The sequence below is a fragment of the Tepidibacter sp. genome (genome assembly GCF_025210165.1).
Taxonomy (GTDB): domain Bacteria; phylum Bacillota; class Clostridia; order Peptostreptococcales; family Peptostreptococcaceae; genus Tepidibacter_A.
Genome location: NZ_JAOASI010000053.1, coordinates 1 through 15901, shown reverse-complemented (window position 1 = coordinate 15901; position 15901 = coordinate 1). Strand labels below are relative to the sequence as shown.

The following is a 15901-nucleotide window of genomic DNA, read 5'->3' as shown; positions in this document are numbered from 1 at the left end:
TTATAGCAAGGAGGATACACCTGTTCCCATTCCGAACACAGAAGTTAAGCTCCTTAGCGCCGATGGTACTTGGGGGGCAGCCCCCTGGGAGAGTAGGACGTAGCCACGTAATCTTTTTTATATTGTATAGTTGTTAATCAAAAAAGATGGTTATTTAAATACCTTGAATTCATTAAATAGATTTATAAAACTAAATGTTCTATCTTATTAGATATACTAAAATTTCTTAAACTCGCTAAGGATCAGACATAAGAAATTTTTAAACGTATATTTAAACGATATAACATAAGTTTTATTGAAATCTATTTAAAAGATTCACTAACATTTAAATAACCATCTTTTTTAGTATGTAAATATATCAATAAATACAAGTTGTGTTGACCTTAAGAAGTATTGAACAATCAATAATTTTATTGTATAATAATGTAAATAATTAAAGGGAAGGTGTTTTCTATGACGATTAATAATGATAATTTACAAGAACATTGTATTGAATTTATGGAAAATAATAATGTACCAAGAATATATATAAGTAAATGGAAGAATTATAATAGAGAAATTAATACAGATATTGATGATTATGAAAGTATGGAAAATCTAATAATAGGACAAATACTTGATAAGCAAGATGGATTTTTTTTGAAAGAAAATAATAATATTAGAAAGAGTATTAAAATAGAAATATATAAATTATTATGTACATCCTCTAATGAATATAACACAGAAAGACAAAGTGGTGTTCAAATTGTGGAAAAAATTATTCCTATGTTAGCAGTTTCTTTATCTGCAAATTTAGGTGTTGATATAGCACTTGTTTCAGGCATAGTTTCTATAATAATATGTGGGTTCTTTAAAATTGGTAAAAATGCTTGGTGTAATTGCTGTAAAAATGAATTTGAAGATTAATATTAGGAGGTAATTTATGATAAAAGGAAAATACGATTTAGGCGAAGTGGGGTTTGTTGATTGTAATTTTGCTTACAATGATATATCAAATATTCTACATGAATATATGCATCATAAACTAGGGACAAGTACAATTTTTGCATTTGTTAATTTTATATTAGAACAAACAGAAATAGGATTAAATAATGAAGATCTGAAGAAAATTTCAAGAACAATGCAGAAGGCGTATTTAGTTTTAAATGAAAATTATGCTTTATTCCATCAATTAGCAATAATATCTTGTTCTAGCAAAGATAGATATGAGCGTTTTGTTACTGAGTTTAAGAAAAGTGAAAATTATGCTATTTATCATGGAAAAAAGATATTAAATATATTAAGTAAAAATAATGCAAAGGATTTATTAGAAACAAATATTATTAATAGAATAGCATTTATAGCTATGAATATAGATTTTACTAAATTATCTGAAAAAGATTTATTAAATAATGAGTATATAGAAGCCAAAATCATTGAAAATAGCAAAGATTTTGATCCTAATGAAAGATATACTATACTGTTAAAGAGTTTAGAAAAATTATTAAATCATAATGATGTCAACAATATAACAGACGATATGTTACTAAAATACACAGGATTACAATCATTTGAAAGAAATAAGGAGAATTTTTTGAAGGTTCTTAATTTGTATAAAAAGCGATTTGAAGTCCAAAATATTGATACAAGTATACTTATAAAAAATATAGAAAGTATTAAAAATACTAGTGAGGACAATTTTATTTTAGAAGAAGTATCTAAAAAAGATGTATATAAGATATTCGATATCATAAGACCTATGCCATTAAACAATAATTATGAAGAATTTTTCCCTAATAAAGTTACAGAGGAGCATTTAAATTGTGGGGTTATGAGGGTTCTGTTAAGGGATAATAAGAATTATTCAATTGAATTTTATGCAATTGTTGTTTTTTATGATGTTATTTTAGGGCATGAATATAGACTTTTTGTAGATAAAAACTCATTAAGGGATATGATTGTAAAATTCAATAAATTGATAATGATTTATTGTGAAGACTATAATAGATTCATTTCAGAATTTCCAATTATTAAGAGTAAAAATATTTTCCTTGAAATAAATAATACCTATAGTAAGTGTAAAGAATTTTTTATAAATGATATGTCTGAAGGAAGAGAAACTATGATACATGAGGGAAATGATAGAGTATTTTTCATTTTCTCAAAGCAAAAAGAGGATAATATATTTGTTATGTATTTTTTTAAGGAAGTAATGGGATTAATAAAAAAAGATATAGAAGATAAGTTATTCAATATTATTTCTGTAGATGATGAAGGATTAGATAGAGAATTTTATAAAAATAATACTGATTGGTGGAAATACGAGGATATAATAAGAGTTATCATGGGAACGTATATTATGGATGATGAACACAAATTTCCAACTCTCGGAAGAAGAATTAATATAAAATAATAAAGTAGAGGTATTTATTAAAATAGATTAAGAAGATTCAGAAGTTAAATATGTTTAAAGATATGTTATTATTAGGAGTACACTAAAAAAGTCTTTATTTAAAATTTTAAAGGGTAAGTTAAACAAAAATATTAGGTGTCTACTTAAAGAGTTAAATTATATGAAAATATTTTTAATAATCCACAGACTATAAAAAGAACCTAAATTTTGTATGTACAAAATTTAGGTAGTTATTTTTTTATAAGGTTCATTCCTATATAGAATATATATCCGAAAATTCTATATGTATTTTTTCTATAGACTTATCTTTCACATAAATAGTATCTATTTCCTTAGTATCCTCTACAGTAGTTACAGGAAGTCTTATAATAAAGTCGCTTCCGTACCCATACTCACTTTTAACATCTATATATCCATTATGTATATCTATTAAAGACTTAACTAAAGACAGACCTATACCGCTTCCTTCTGTATTTCTAGTTAAAGACTTATCAACTTGCCTAAATCTATCGAATATCATTTCCAATTTATCATTTGGAATACCAATTCCTGTATCTTTTATAGATATAGTTACATATTCTTGTTCTGCAAATAAATTAACTATGATAGAATCTCCTGAATCTGTAAACTTAATAGCGTTAGAAAGAAGATTTAGGATAATTCTTTCTATAGAATTTGGATCTACAGCTATTATTTTTTCTTCAATATTAGTATCAAATATTAAAGATATTTCTTTATTTTTTATATATTCGCTTACAGATAAAGTTATATTCTCTACAAGACTTACTATATTATGATTTTGAAGTTCTATACTAAAATGGCCACAGTCTAATTTTGTTATATCTATTAAGTTATTTACAAGTCTGAGCATTCTATAACAGTTTTGCTTTAATATATTTATGTGGTGTGATGTGTTATTCGACTTACATACTAATTGATTGTTTATTAAATTACTTTCTATTAATTGAGTTATAGAAAAAATTAAATTAAGAGGTGTTTTAAGTTCGTGAGACAAATTTGAAAAAAATTCAGTTTTTAATTTATCATATTCACGAGCTTGCTTTAATTTTTTTTCTTCTTCTAATATTTTATTTCTAAATTTTTCAGCTTTTCTTTTTTCTGTTAAATCATTGATTACTGCAATTGTATAGTTGTTAGAATCTAATGTTGGATATGCACAAACTTCTATATTTATAAGTTCACCATTAGCAGTTACACCTAACTCATCTATATCAGGTGAATATATATGTTTTTGTTGATTTTCTAGTCTTTTCTTTATTTTTTCATGAAAATCTTTATGTATATAATTATATACAGATGTGTTTTTTATAGAATCTAAATCTTTATATTTAAATAATTTCAAAAATGCAGAATTTGCAAAATGTATATTACCATTATTATGAACTAGTATTCCAAATGGTAAAAATTCAATTAAATTCTTGTAGTCTTCTGTGTTTGATTTAAGTGTTTTCTGTAGCTTTTTTGTTTTATTTATACTTACAAGAAGTATAAATATTATTAATACTAAAAAAAATATTATATAAATAGTGAATGCATATATTATATCTTTAGATATACTATAAAAATTAGATTGTTTATTTTTGATTTTAGATTCTGGTGGCAAATTATATATTGGTATATTGAATTTAGTCAATTGATTATAATCAAACATATATTTATTTTTATGAGATATATTACGAACGTTATACTTAGGATCTTCCATTATTTTCAGAGCAAATCTTCCAGCAGTATTTCCTAAACCATATGAATCACATAAAGATCCTCCAATTATACCTGTGTTTATCATACTGTTCCAAAAGGAATAGCAAGGTATATTTTTTTTAGTAGAAGCAAATTTAATTAAATCATTCATAGGATAATTGTCATTATGGTCAGTCTTGAATTCAGTAAGAGTTATGAGAGTCAAACCGGATTTTAACGTATTTAGCTTAGATAATACTCTGTTTATATTAGATTCATAATAAATTAATATGTCTACACCTTTATCGTAATAATATTTTTTTTGATTCTCTAATAACTTTATATAGTGAGAACTCAGTAAGTTAGGGTTAACAGGTATAAATATTTTATTATTTGGATGAATTTTATTAGCTAAATCCAAAGTTTTTTCTATATCTATTAATTGCTTAACTACATAAAATCTTTCGTTAGATTTTACTTTATCAAGTATATTAGGTTCATTGATTCCACAGAAGAGTATTGGAGAATTTTCAAATAACTTATCTCCGTACTTTTCAAAAAAGTAATAAGAGTCTTCATCTGTAGCTATTATGATATCGAAGTTGTAGTCTTCAAATTTATATTTATATAAATCGTATAAAATATCTAAATATTTATCATCGTGTTTTACTTGAATATCCATATTTTCTATATGAATTATATTACTTTTGTTTTTTAAATTTGAATAAATACCTTTTACGACATCGTGAGTATAGGGTATGGCCATATTTTTAGAGTTAATAATCAATATATGATTGATTTTTTCTTCTGCAAATGAGAAAAAATTATATAAATACAAGATGTTTATTAATAATATAGATAAAAAACAACAAAAAAATTTATTCTTATTAGTCATAAAAAAATCTCCTTTTATGTGAAAAAATACATAAATATACATTTCTACATAAAAAAGTATATACCTTCGATGAAAAAAGTATAGTTTTGTCGATTTGATAAAAATTAGATGATATAGAATAATATTGTATTGATAATATAAAAGTAAGGTTGTATATAAAATAAATGTTTTAGAATAGAAAAGAATATCTTTGGTTGAAAATTCATAATAAAGAGAAAAGATAAAGATTTTAAATTTGTATATACTACTTTATATGTGATATTATAATATAATGAGCAAAAAGTAAAACCTATAGAAAATTGTCTATAGGTTTTTTTAACTTACACGGGAAATTTTAATTGATATATTAGAACTTACTTGAAGGGAGAAATTAAATGGATTTATCTACATTAAATGATATGCAAAGAAAAGCGGTACTTAAAACGGAGGGTGCACTACTTCTTTTAGCTGGAGCGGGTTCTGGAAAGACGAGAGTTTTAACTTATAGAATAGCCCATCTTATAAATGACTTAGAAGTACATCCTTCAAATATATTGGCAATCACATTTACTAATAAGGCTGCTAATGAGATGAAGGAAAGAGTAGAGGGAATAATAGGATCTGATGCAAATAATATGTGGATAAGTACATTTCACTCTTGCTGCGTTAGAATACTTAGAAAAGATATAGATAAAATAGGATATACGAGAAGCTTTGTTATATACGATAGATCGGATCAGATGACACTTGTTAAGGATTGTATAAAAGAACTTAATATAAATGATAAAATGTATGAAGCAAAAACTGTGCTTGGATATATTTCTGATGCTAAGGACAAGATGATAAATTCAAAGAGATTTAAAGAAATTCATCAAAATGATTTTAGAATGAGCAATATAGCAAAAGTATATTCTTTATATCAAGAAAGACTTATGAGAAATAATGCCCTTGATTTTGACGATCTTATAATGAAGGCTATTGAGATACTAGAAAATAATGAAGGGGTTTTAGACTTTTATCAAAGAAAGTTCAGATATATAATGGTTGATGAGTACCAAGATACTAATAGAGCGCAGTATAAGCTTGTAAACATGCTAGCTAGAAGACATAAAAATTTATGTGTTGTAGGGGATGATGACCAATCTATATACGGTTGGAGAGGAGCAGATATAAAGAATATATTAGAGTTTGAAAGGGATTATGAGGATGCATTAGTTGTAAAGCTTGAGCAAAATTATAGATCAACTCAAACTATACTTGATGCTGCCAATAAGGTTATAGCCAATAATATAACCAGAAAAGATAAGAAACTATGGACTCAGAGTGATTCAGGAGATAGAATAAGAACTTTTAAGTCAAGAGATGAAAGAGAAGAAGGCGATTTTATAGCTCATAGTATAAAAAAAATGAATAACGACAAAGGTATAGAGTATAAAGATTGTGCTATACTTTATAGAACTAATGCTCAATCTCGTGCGCTAGAAGAAGCTTTAATAAAGCAGAATATAAAGTATAAGATATTCGGAGGTATAAAATTCTATGAAAGAAAAGAGATAAAGGATTTAATAGCTTATTTAAGAATTATACAAAATCCTGTAGATGATATTTCGCTTAAAAGAATAATAAATGTTCCCAAAAGAGGTATAGGTCTTAAAACTCTTGAAAAAATAGAAGATGTAGCTCTTTTAAAGAGAGAGAGTATGTATCTTTCTTTATATGATGCTGATAATATAGATCTATCAACTAGGGTAAAAAGTAAGTTGAGAGAGTTTACAACTTTAATATCATCTCTTAGTGCTATGAACGATGTATATTCTGTAACTAAGCTTATAGAAAAGGTACTAGAGAATACTGGATATATAAAAGAGCTTGAAAAAGATGATACTATAGAGAATCAAACTAGAATAGAGAACTTAAAGGAATTTATATCTGTTGCAATGGAGTTTGAAAAAACAAGTGAAGAAAAAGATTTAGAAACATTTTTAGCTACTATATCTCTTATATCTGATATGGATTCTTCTGATGAAGATGATGATTATGTATCTTTAATGACTCTTCACAGTGCTAAGGGACTTGAATTTCCAGTAGTATTTTTAGCAGGACTTGAAGAAGGAGTATTTCCTATAAGTAGAGCTTTAACTGATGAAATAGAGCTTGAGGAAGAGAGAAGGCTTTGTTATGTTGGAATAACAAGAGCTATGAAGACTTTATATATGACTTATGCATCTTCAAGAACTATATATGGAAAGACTAACTATTCAAGGGTATCAAGGTTTATAGGTGAACTCCCTAAAGCTTGCTTAAAAAGTCTTAACAAGAATGAACCTGAAAATAAAATACTAAAAAAACAAAACAGCTTAGTAGAAAAATATAAGCAAAGACATATGGAAAAAGAAAGTAAGAGTATAGACAATAATAATGTAGGTCTTGGGTCTAAGGTTAAGCATCCTACATTTGGAATAGGAACAGTTGTAGCAAAGAATGGGTCTACTGTTAGTATAGCTTTTGAGAATAAAGGGGTTAAGAGTATTAATTTAGAGTATGTAAAGTTGAGTTTAATTTAGAATTTAATATATTTATATAAAAATATTATTAGAAATCGGTTTGTTAGCAAAAAATGAATATTATTAAAATATCGTTCATGTGTTAAATATTTTAATAAAACTAAGCATTATGTCTTATTTAATATCCTAAAAGTTCTAAACTCCCGTTGGTCAAACAACGAACTTTATTTACGGATATTAAAACGACATAACGCAAGTTTTATAAAAAATATTTAAACCATTCTCTAACACTTCAATAATATTCATTTTTAAATGTAGTTGTTAATCATTTAGAGAGAGGTTAAAGTAAAAATAAGTTTCACTTTATATAAAAACTATATTAAAAAGGGTGGTATGAATATGAGAGAAAAAGAGTTTGCTAATGATCTTATAGATTATGCTTATAAGGGGGCTAGTTCTTTTCATGCTGTTAAGAATAGTGTGGATATTTTAGCAAAAGAAGGATTTGAGGAGTTAAAGTTAACTGATAAGTGGGAGATTAAAAAAGGTGGGAAGTATTTTGTAACTAAGAATTCTTCTGCTCTTGTGGCTTTTGAGATAAATTCTGATAAGGTGGAGGACGAAGGGTTTAGAATAATAGCATCTCATAGTGATGCTCCTTGCTTTAGAATAAAGCCAAATCCTGAGATGATTAGTGAGAAGGTTTATTTGAAGTTAAATACAGAAGTATACGGAGGTCCAATTCTTAATACTTGGATGGATAGACCTTTAGCTATTGCAGGAAGGATTTCTGTTAAAAGTAATAATGTATTAAAGCCAAGAGAAGTTCTTGTTAATATAAATAAGCCTATATGCATTATTCCAAATCTTGCTATACATATGAATAGAGATGTAAATAAAGGTGTTGAACTTAATAAGCAAACGGATATGATTCCGCTTGTTTCAATTGTAAATGAAAGTTTAGAAAAAGATAATTTACTTTTAAAAGAGATAAGTAAAGAAATAAGTATTACTTGTGATGATATACTAGATTTTGATTTATTTTTATATGAGTATGAAAAGGGATGCTTGGTAGGTTTAGATGAGGAATTTATTTCATCAGCTAGACTTGATAACTTGGCTATGGCTCACTCAAGCCTACATGCTTTTATAAATTCAAACAATTCAAAAGGAATAAATGCATTTGTTATGTTTGATAATGAAGAAATAGGAAGTTCTACAAAACAAGGTGCAGACTCTGATATGTTAAAGAATATACTTGAGAGAATAACTATATCTTTAAATAAAAATAGAGAAGAATTTTTTACAAGTATATATAATTCCTTTATGATATCTGCTGATATGGCTCATCCTGTTCACCCAAATAGAGGTGAGAAGCATGATCCTACTAATAGACCAGTAATAAATAAAGGCCCTGTTATAAAAATAAATGCTAATCAAAGATATACAAGTGATAGCTATTCGGCAGCTGTATATGAGAGTCTATGTAAAGAAGTAGGAGTACCTTGTCAAAAATTTGTAAATAGATCAGACCAACCTGGTGGTTCTACTATAGGGCCTATATCATCTACTCATTTAGATATAAATAGTGTTGATATAGGGACATCTATACTTGGTATGCATTCTGTTAGAGAGCTGGGTGGAGTAAAAGATCATTATTTTGCATATAAGAGTTTTATGAAATTCTATGAAGTATAGAGTTAAAAATATACCCGCTTTAAGTGGCTATATGAATTTTTTCTAGGGGTGATTGATAATATGTTAGGAGTTTGTTTGCCTGGAGGTGGAGCAAAAGGAGCTTTTGCAGCAGGTGTTATATATGGACTTTACGAAAAAAAAATAAAATTTGATATAGTAGCTGGAACTTCTATTGGAGCTGTTAATGGATACTTTATATACACAGAAAATATTAGAAAACTCAAAGAATTGTGGATAAATATTGACGGAGATGAGCTAGGAAAACGAAAAATCTGTGGAAAAGTTGTAGATAATTCACAACTTATAAACAATTTAAATAATTTAGATGAAAACATAGAATATAAAACAGATTTTTATGTAAATTATGTAAATACTAAAGACAACAAATTAAGAGAAATAGTTACAAATGTTAAAGGATATAAAAGCCAACTAGCTCTATCTTATATAAAATATAGCTCTCTTCTTCCATGTAATGTAGATCAAGAAGTATCCTTTGATCAATTTGTGAATACATTTGACTCAAAAAAAGTATTTGAAACATTTAAACAAGATGTATTAAATGGTGAATATGAAGGATATAACTTAGATGGAGGAATATTAAATAACAATTTATTGTCTCCATTTATATATAAGAAAGTGGATAAACTATTTATAATAGCTCTTAAGAAAGGCTATATAATACCTGAATATATATTAGAACATTATAATAAAGATGACATTATAGTAATAGAGCCTGATACAGATATGAAGCCTAGTGATACACTTAAATTTGAGAAAGAGTTCTGTAAAAGCTTATTTTATGAGGGATATGAAAAAGTAATAAATTAAGAATTAAATTATTGGAAATATCAAAAAGTTTAGGGAATTTTGTTGAATTAATACAAAAAAACTAGTATACTATATTAGTCGTCTCAAAAAAATGAAATTATGGAGTGAAGTAAAGATGGCTAAGAGAATTGCAGTTTTAGGTGGACCAAGATGTGGAAAAACAACTTTAATACAACATCTTTATGTTGAAATGAAAATAGCAGGACTTAATACAGGATATGCACTTGAATATTCAACAGATTATTTAAGAGATAAAGGAATGATTGAATCTATATCAGAACAATATGGTATATATTTAGGGCAGAAGAGATTAGAAGATAAGCTTGATGAATTCGATTATGCTCTTACTGATTATGCTACATTTGTACCTTATATCTACGGAAGGTTTATGCTTGGAAATAAGAAAAGAACTAAAAAAGAAACTGAAATATTAAAAGATTTATATTGTTTAGCATTAGAAGATATTCCCAAATACGATCATATAATATATCTACCAAGAGAATTCGGATACGTTCAAGATGGAGTAAGATGGCAAGATGAAGAAATAGCAAAGCAAGTAGATGATGCTATACTTACATTCTTAAAAGCAGAAAATATTAATTATATAGAAGCTAGTGGAAGCACTAAGGAAAGAGCGAAACAGATATTGAAAATGTTAGATTTAGAGTATATAGAGACAAAAGAATTATGTGCGGATGTAAAATAAACTACCTATTTTAAATAGGTAGTTTTTTCTATTAGGAAACTAAATTTTGAAAATTAAGAAATATAAAGTATAATTTAAGTAAATACATCGGTATAAGGAATGGTTTAATGGAAAAACTTAAAGTGATTTTAAACAGGTCTATAGGAAGAGTTTATGTTCCAAAGTATATTAGAAATAGAAGTGAAGAAGTGATACTTCATATATCAGATACACCCTATAGCTTTTTCTATGCTTTAAAGGATTTAATAAAAAAGATAAACCCAGAATATATAATTCATACAGGGGATTTAGTAGATAATATAAAGCTTGAATTTTGTCATTATTCTTTATATAGGTATAGTAAAAGGCTTGAAATTTTAGTGGATATATTATCAAAATCGAGTGCAAAGAAAACATACATATGTTTAGGAAATCATGATAAAAAAGAAGTACTAAAAAGTATGTCAGATAAAATAGATATAATAGATATATGTGAGAATATAAGAATAAAAGACTTAGAACTAAGAATGAGTCATTATTCTAGTGAAATAATAAAGGATCCACAAGAATATAATTTATATGGACATAATCTAGATATTAAAAATAAAATAGATAATGGAAGAACATATTTAAATGGAATACAAAGTATAAACATTATATATACAGATACAAAAAAGGTTGAGTACCTAGCTTATCCATTTGGGATAGATGATGAAAGACTTAGAAAGGGAAAAATAGGGCTATAAGGAGATGATACTATGTTTTCTATAATTAGAAGAGGACCGAAATCTTTGATAATCGAAAGTAATAATGTATTAGAGGTTAAAAGATATCTTTCTAAAAATTTTAATGCATCTAGAAAATGTGACTTAACATCTGCTTTTCAACAAGCTAATGAAGAATGTACTATAATATTTATAGTAGAAAAGGCTAAGGATATTATAAATTCAAAAGAATGCTTAGATATATTTATTATTCAGGAAGAACCAGATGTAATATTATGTAGAGTATTAAACAATGATATTAAAAAATATATAACATATTCAAGAATTGCCCCTAGAATAATATTTATGAGAGTCTTTGGTGATTTAAATAAGATAATAGAAAAAATAGAAGAAGACAATAAAGAGCGTTATGTTAAGGGCGATGTTATAAATATATTAGAAAATTATAATGATAAAGGAACAATAGTAGCTTTTACAGATAAACCTCTTAGAAAAACTTTTAATGTATCTGATATATATAAAGAGGCACTTTATATAGAAGAAAAATATTCAACGCTTATAAGAAAAATGAGAACAGATGCGCTAAGATATTTAAATGCTGGACTTGATAATAAAGATTGGTATGAAATAGAAATTAAAATATATGATATATATGGAGCTTATAATCTTCACTATGATAGACTATTAAAAATACTAGAGGGATTAGAACTGGGAGTTATACTAGGAGAATCCTGGTCTAAGGATTATCCTAGATTATTTATGGCAGTTGGGGTATATAGGGTAAGATTTTTCACATTCTATGATCCTAAATATATAAAAAAGATTCTAGTAGGAGCTGAATTTTTAGAAGGTGGAATGAGAATTATAGACTATGATGTTTACTATAATAGAAAAAAAATAAACTGGACAGATGTAATAGAAAATAATTTGAGATCTAAAAATCTATTATCTGAAAAATATAGGAAAGAAATATTAAATAAAATACAAAAAAGCGATTTAGATGATATAAAATTATTAGAATCAGAAATAATTAAAACTAGAAGCTAAAAATTTGATATAATTATGTAGTCGCAATTGTAAAATTACATAATAATTTTTATACAGAAAGGAAGATAAAAATGCAAAACAATCCAATAGTTACAATTGAAATGGAAAATGGAAATATAATTAAGGCAGAGCTTTATCCTCATATAGCTCCTAATACTGTAAACAATTTTATATCTTTAATTCAAAAAGGACACTATGATGGAGTTATATTCCATAGAGTAATACCTGGATTTATGATTCAAGGAGGATGCCCTGATGGAACTGGAATGGGAGGTCCAGGGTACTCTATAAGAGGAGAATTTACTCAAAATGGACATACAAATAATTTAAAGCATGAAAGAGGAGTTCTTTCTATGGCTAGAACTATGGACCCTAATTCAGGTGGATCTCAATTCTTTATAATGGTTGCAAGATCACCTCATCTTGATAATCAATATGCTTCTTTCGGAAGAGTTACTGAGGGAATGGAAGAAGTAGATAGAATAGTAGGAGCAGATACAGATTATTCTGATAAACCTTATGAAGATCAAAAAATGAAAAAAGTTACAGTTGATACACTTGGAGTTGAATATCCACAAGTAGAAAAAATGTAAAAAACCAGCCTATGGCTGGTTTTTTATTAGATAAGAAAGCGAGTAGACGAATTTTTTTCTATTTAGAAGATTTTATAGCTTCAGTTAAATTAGGAACTAATTGTTTCTTTCTAGAAACTACTCCATCTACAAATACACCCTGAGAAGAGTCTACATTAAATGCCTCAGATATTAATTTATCTTTACTCTTATATATTAAATAAGACCCTTCTTTTATTATATCTGTAATAGCTAAAACGCATAAATCATATTCTGTATCATTTATATAATTTAAGAATTCATCTTTTTTGTTGAATATAGAGTCAACATCTAAAGTGAATACTTGTCCTATACCAGTTTTTAATCCTTCTAGATTAAATTCTTTAAAGTCCATATTGACAATTTCCTTTATAGAGAATCCATCAAGAGAAGTACCAGCTTTGAACATTTCCATAGCATATTTTTCTACATCTAGATTCAAAATTTTATTAAGATCTTCAACTGCAACCTTATCTAAATTAGTAGTTGTAGGAGATCTAAATAAAAGAGTATCAGATAATATACCAGATGTAAGAACACCTGCAATTTCAAAAGGTATTTCTATATTGTTTTCTTTGAACATAGTATAGACTATAGTACATGTACTTCCAACTGTCATATTTCTAAAGTTAATAGGAGCGGCTGTAGATACTCCACCTATTTTATGGTGATCTATAATTTCAAGAAGTTCAGCTTGATTTAACCCATCGACACTTTGAGCTTCTTCATTATGGTCAACTAATATAACTTGTTTTTTGTTAGGGTTTAAAAGATGGTGTCTTCCTAACAATCCTAAGAATAAGTTATTAGAATCAATAACAGGGTAATGTCTATAATGAGTATTTAATACATCTTCTTTTATATCATCCACATAATCACATTCTTTAAACTTAACTATATCAGAGTTCATTATAGATGATACGAAATTACATTGATGTATTAATTTTGAAGTAGAATAAGTATCATTTGGAACTTTTACTATAGATACATTATTTTCTTTAGCTTGATTTAAGTATTTTTCAGGAATTTCATTGTCTCCAGTTAATATTATTAATTGAACCTTAGATTCAATAGCATGTTCTATAACATCATATCTGTCTCCAACTATTATTATATCCTTATCAGATAAAGTACCTTGTATAGTTTTATAATAAAAAGCTATTATAGATAATTTTCCGTTTACAATATCATTGCAATTTACAAGAATATCACCATCTAAATCAGAAGCTATATTTGAAAGTGTTGTGTTTAAACAGTCTATATTTCCTGTTACAAGATTCATAGCTATGTCCTTCATAGTTATTATTCCAAGCAAATTACTATTATCATCAACTATAGGAAGTGTTTTTAGGTTAGATTTCTCCATAGTTTGATAAGCTGATAAAATTGAAGAGTTAGGGCTTACTCCTGATACTTTATCGAAATTTAAATCTTTAACCTGAGTTTTAACATCCTTTATAAAAGTAGGATGTGATAATTTAAAGTAATTAAGAACGAATTCAGCTTCTTTTCTTATATCTCCTAAAACACATGGCTTTGTATCAAAACCTAATTTATTTTTAAGATAAGAAAAAGCTATAGCTGAAGTAACCGAATCAGTATCTGGATTTTTATGACCAAATATTAAAATTGACATTGATATTTCTCCTTTCTATGATTATTATTATATTAAATCTTCAAAACATTATTATATCAAAAGGAGAGGGTAATTTGATAGATAAAAATGATAAAAATAAAATTTTGATGATTCTTTTTACTATATTTATATTATTTACAATTTTAATGAATAAAAACATATTAAAACTAAATAAAGAAAAAGATTCTGCTATTATATTTGAAAAAATATCCCAAATACGAGAACTATCTGTTAATAAATATTATTATACAAATGTAATATCTTTTAAACAAAATAAAAAAATAAAAGATTTACAAATACCTTTTACTCAAAAGTCATTTTTAATAAAATACGATGGAGTAATAAAAACAGGAATAGACTTAAATGATGTAAAGATAATTGAAAACAAGAACAATAATATTAAACTAAAAATAAAAAAAGTTCAAATACTAGATCATAAAATAGATGAAAAAAATATATATGTATATGATGAAAAAACTTCTCTGTTCAATAAACTTGAAATAAAAGATGTGTTTACAGAAATAAGTAAAGAAAAAGAAAAGATAGAACAAAAAATAATAAAAGAAGGTTTTCTAGAACAAACAAATAAGAATACTCAAAAGCTATTGGAAAATATATTAAGGGGACTTGGATATGAAAAGATAGAAATAATTTATTAGAATATGAATAAAATTATGTACAAATGTAGATTATAAATAACATCAAATATATAATGATTATTGTGTATATGTAGTAGTATTACTAAATACTGTACATATATGTATTTGGATTATTATAAGTTTGACATAAATAGTAATGACTAATTCTTGTAATAAAAAACTTATGATAATTAAACTATATTTTATAGAAATCAGCAATGGAAACTGATTTTCAATTTGATTAAGCATATAAATATAGTTGTCAAATTAATCATTATATATTTGTTTTTTGTATTAAAAGACATTTTTAGATATATATATACAAAAATATATAAAAAACTTTAGAAAAAGTATTGACGAATTGTTTTAAAGGTGATATATTATTACTTGTCTTCGACAACGAGGCAAACACGAAACACAGAATGAACTTTGAAAATTAAACAGTAGGTTATAAATAAATCACAACAGTGATTTTCGGAAACAACACATTAAGTCAGTTTACTGAGTACTGACAAACTTTTATTTAAGAGTTTGATCCTGGCTCAGGATGAACGCTGGCGGC

At 26.2% G+C, this 15901-nt stretch carries 12 protein-coding genes and 1 rRNA gene; 11 read left to right on the top strand and 2 right to left on the bottom strand.

Annotation, left to right across the window (positions count from 1 at the left end; genetic code table 11):
• From rrf to N4A48_RS09405, 3 genes are all read left to right on the top strand, one after another.
• Positions 1-109, top strand: a 5S ribosomal RNA gene (rrf, locus tag N4A48_RS09415); the annotation flags it as partial.
• 344 nt (positions 110-453) lie between these two features.
• Complete coding sequence (locus N4A48_RS09410; RefSeq protein ID WP_293665655.1) at positions 454-906, top strand: hypothetical protein; 453 nt, start codon at positions 454-456, stop codon at positions 904-906.
• A 16-nt stretch (positions 907-922) separates the two neighbouring features.
• On the top strand, positions 923-2392 hold the full coding sequence (locus N4A48_RS09405) for a hypothetical protein (RefSeq protein ID WP_293665654.1): 1470 nt from the start codon (positions 923-925) through the stop codon (positions 2390-2392).
• 253 nt (positions 2393-2645) lie between these two features.
• Here N4A48_RS09405 and N4A48_RS09400 read toward each other — a convergent pair whose 3' ends face one another.
• Positions 2646-4988 (bottom strand): sensor histidine kinase, encoded by a 2343-nt coding sequence (locus N4A48_RS09400; protein ID WP_293665653.1) that lies wholly within the window; start codon positions 4986-4988, stop codon positions 2646-2648.
• Between the two features lie 374 nt (positions 4989-5362).
• On the opposite strand from N4A48_RS09400, the gene pcrA reads away from it, so the two are divergent.
• The 7 genes from pcrA to N4A48_RS09365 all read left to right on the top strand — a co-directional run bounded on the left by pcrA (position 5363) and on the right by N4A48_RS09365 (position 13047).
• A complete protein-coding gene (gene pcrA, locus N4A48_RS09395) occupies positions 5363-7531 on the top strand; it encodes a DNA helicase PcrA (RefSeq protein WP_293665652.1) in 2169 nt (722 codons plus the stop codon).
• Positions 7532-7870: 339 nt separating this feature from the next.
• Positions 7871-9169, top strand: coding sequence for a M18 family aminopeptidase (locus N4A48_RS09390; protein ID WP_293665651.1), 1299 nt, complete (start codon positions 7871-7873; stop codon positions 9167-9169).
• 60 nt (positions 9170-9229) lie between these two features.
• Positions 9230-9997, top strand: coding sequence for a patatin-like phospholipase family protein (locus tag N4A48_RS09385; protein ID WP_293665650.1), 768 nt, complete (start codon positions 9230-9232; stop codon positions 9995-9997).
• 91 nt (positions 9998-10088) lie between these two features.
• Positions 10089-10703, top strand: a complete 615-nt coding sequence (locus N4A48_RS09380) for an ATP-binding protein (RefSeq protein ID WP_330665097.1) — start codon at positions 10089-10091, stop codon at positions 10701-10703.
• 107 nt (positions 10704-10810) lie between these two features.
• On the top strand, positions 10811-11428 hold the full coding sequence (locus tag N4A48_RS09375) for a metallophosphoesterase (protein WP_293665648.1): 618 nt from the start codon (positions 10811-10813) through the stop codon (positions 11426-11428).
• A 12-nt stretch (positions 11429-11440) separates the two neighbouring features.
• Positions 11441-12454, top strand: a complete 1014-nt coding sequence (locus N4A48_RS09370) for a hypothetical protein (RefSeq protein WP_293665647.1) — start codon at positions 11441-11443, stop codon at positions 12452-12454.
• A gap of 71 nt (positions 12455-12525) precedes the next feature.
• Complete coding sequence (locus N4A48_RS09365) at positions 12526-13047, top strand: peptidylprolyl isomerase (RefSeq protein WP_293665646.1); 522 nt, start codon at positions 12526-12528, stop codon at positions 13045-13047.
• Between the two features lie 58 nt (positions 13048-13105).
• On the opposite strand, the gene N4A48_RS09360 is transcribed toward N4A48_RS09365, so the two are convergent.
• Entirely contained in the window at positions 13106-14701 is a 1596-nt protein-coding gene (locus N4A48_RS09360) for a putative manganese-dependent inorganic diphosphatase (RefSeq protein ID WP_293665645.1), read from the bottom strand.
• A 74-nt stretch (positions 14702-14775) separates the two neighbouring features.
• Here N4A48_RS09360 and N4A48_RS09355 point away from each other — a divergent pair, with 74 nt between their 5' ends.
• Entirely contained in the window at positions 14776-15360 is a 585-nt protein-coding gene (locus tag N4A48_RS09355) for a DUF4230 domain-containing protein (protein ID WP_293665644.1), read from the top strand.
• The last annotated feature ends 541 nt before the right edge of the window (positions 15361-15901 follow it).

Coding starts and splice junctions, on each gene's coding strand:
- N4A48_RS09410 (WP_293665655.1), top strand. CDS start 454: ATGACGATTAATAATGATAATTTACAAGAACATTGTATTGAATTTATG.
- N4A48_RS09405 (WP_293665654.1), top strand. CDS start 923: ATGATAAAAGGAAAATACGATTTAGGCGAAGTGGGGTTTGTTGATTGT.
- N4A48_RS09400 (WP_293665653.1), bottom strand. CDS start 4,988: ATGACTAATAAGAATAAATTTTTTTGTTGTTTTTTATCTATATTATTA.
- pcrA (WP_293665652.1), top strand. CDS start 5,363: ATGGATTTATCTACATTAAATGATATGCAAAGAAAAGCGGTACTTAAA.
- N4A48_RS09390 (WP_293665651.1), top strand. CDS start 7,871: ATGAGAGAAAAAGAGTTTGCTAATGATCTTATAGATTATGCTTATAAG.
- N4A48_RS09385 (WP_293665650.1), top strand. CDS start 9,230: ATGTTAGGAGTTTGTTTGCCTGGAGGTGGAGCAAAAGGAGCTTTTGCA.
- N4A48_RS09380 (WP_330665097.1), top strand. CDS start 10,089: ATGAAATTATGGAGTGAAGTAAAGATGGCTAAGAGAATTGCAGTTTTA.
- N4A48_RS09375 (WP_293665648.1), top strand. CDS start 10,811: ATGGAAAAACTTAAAGTGATTTTAAACAGGTCTATAGGAAGAGTTTAT.
- N4A48_RS09370 (WP_293665647.1), top strand. CDS start 11,441: ATGTTTTCTATAATTAGAAGAGGACCGAAATCTTTGATAATCGAAAGT.
- N4A48_RS09365 (WP_293665646.1), top strand. CDS start 12,526: ATGCAAAACAATCCAATAGTTACAATTGAAATGGAAAATGGAAATATA.
- N4A48_RS09360 (WP_293665645.1), bottom strand. CDS start 14,701: ATGTCAATTTTAATATTTGGTCATAAAAATCCAGATACTGATTCGGTT.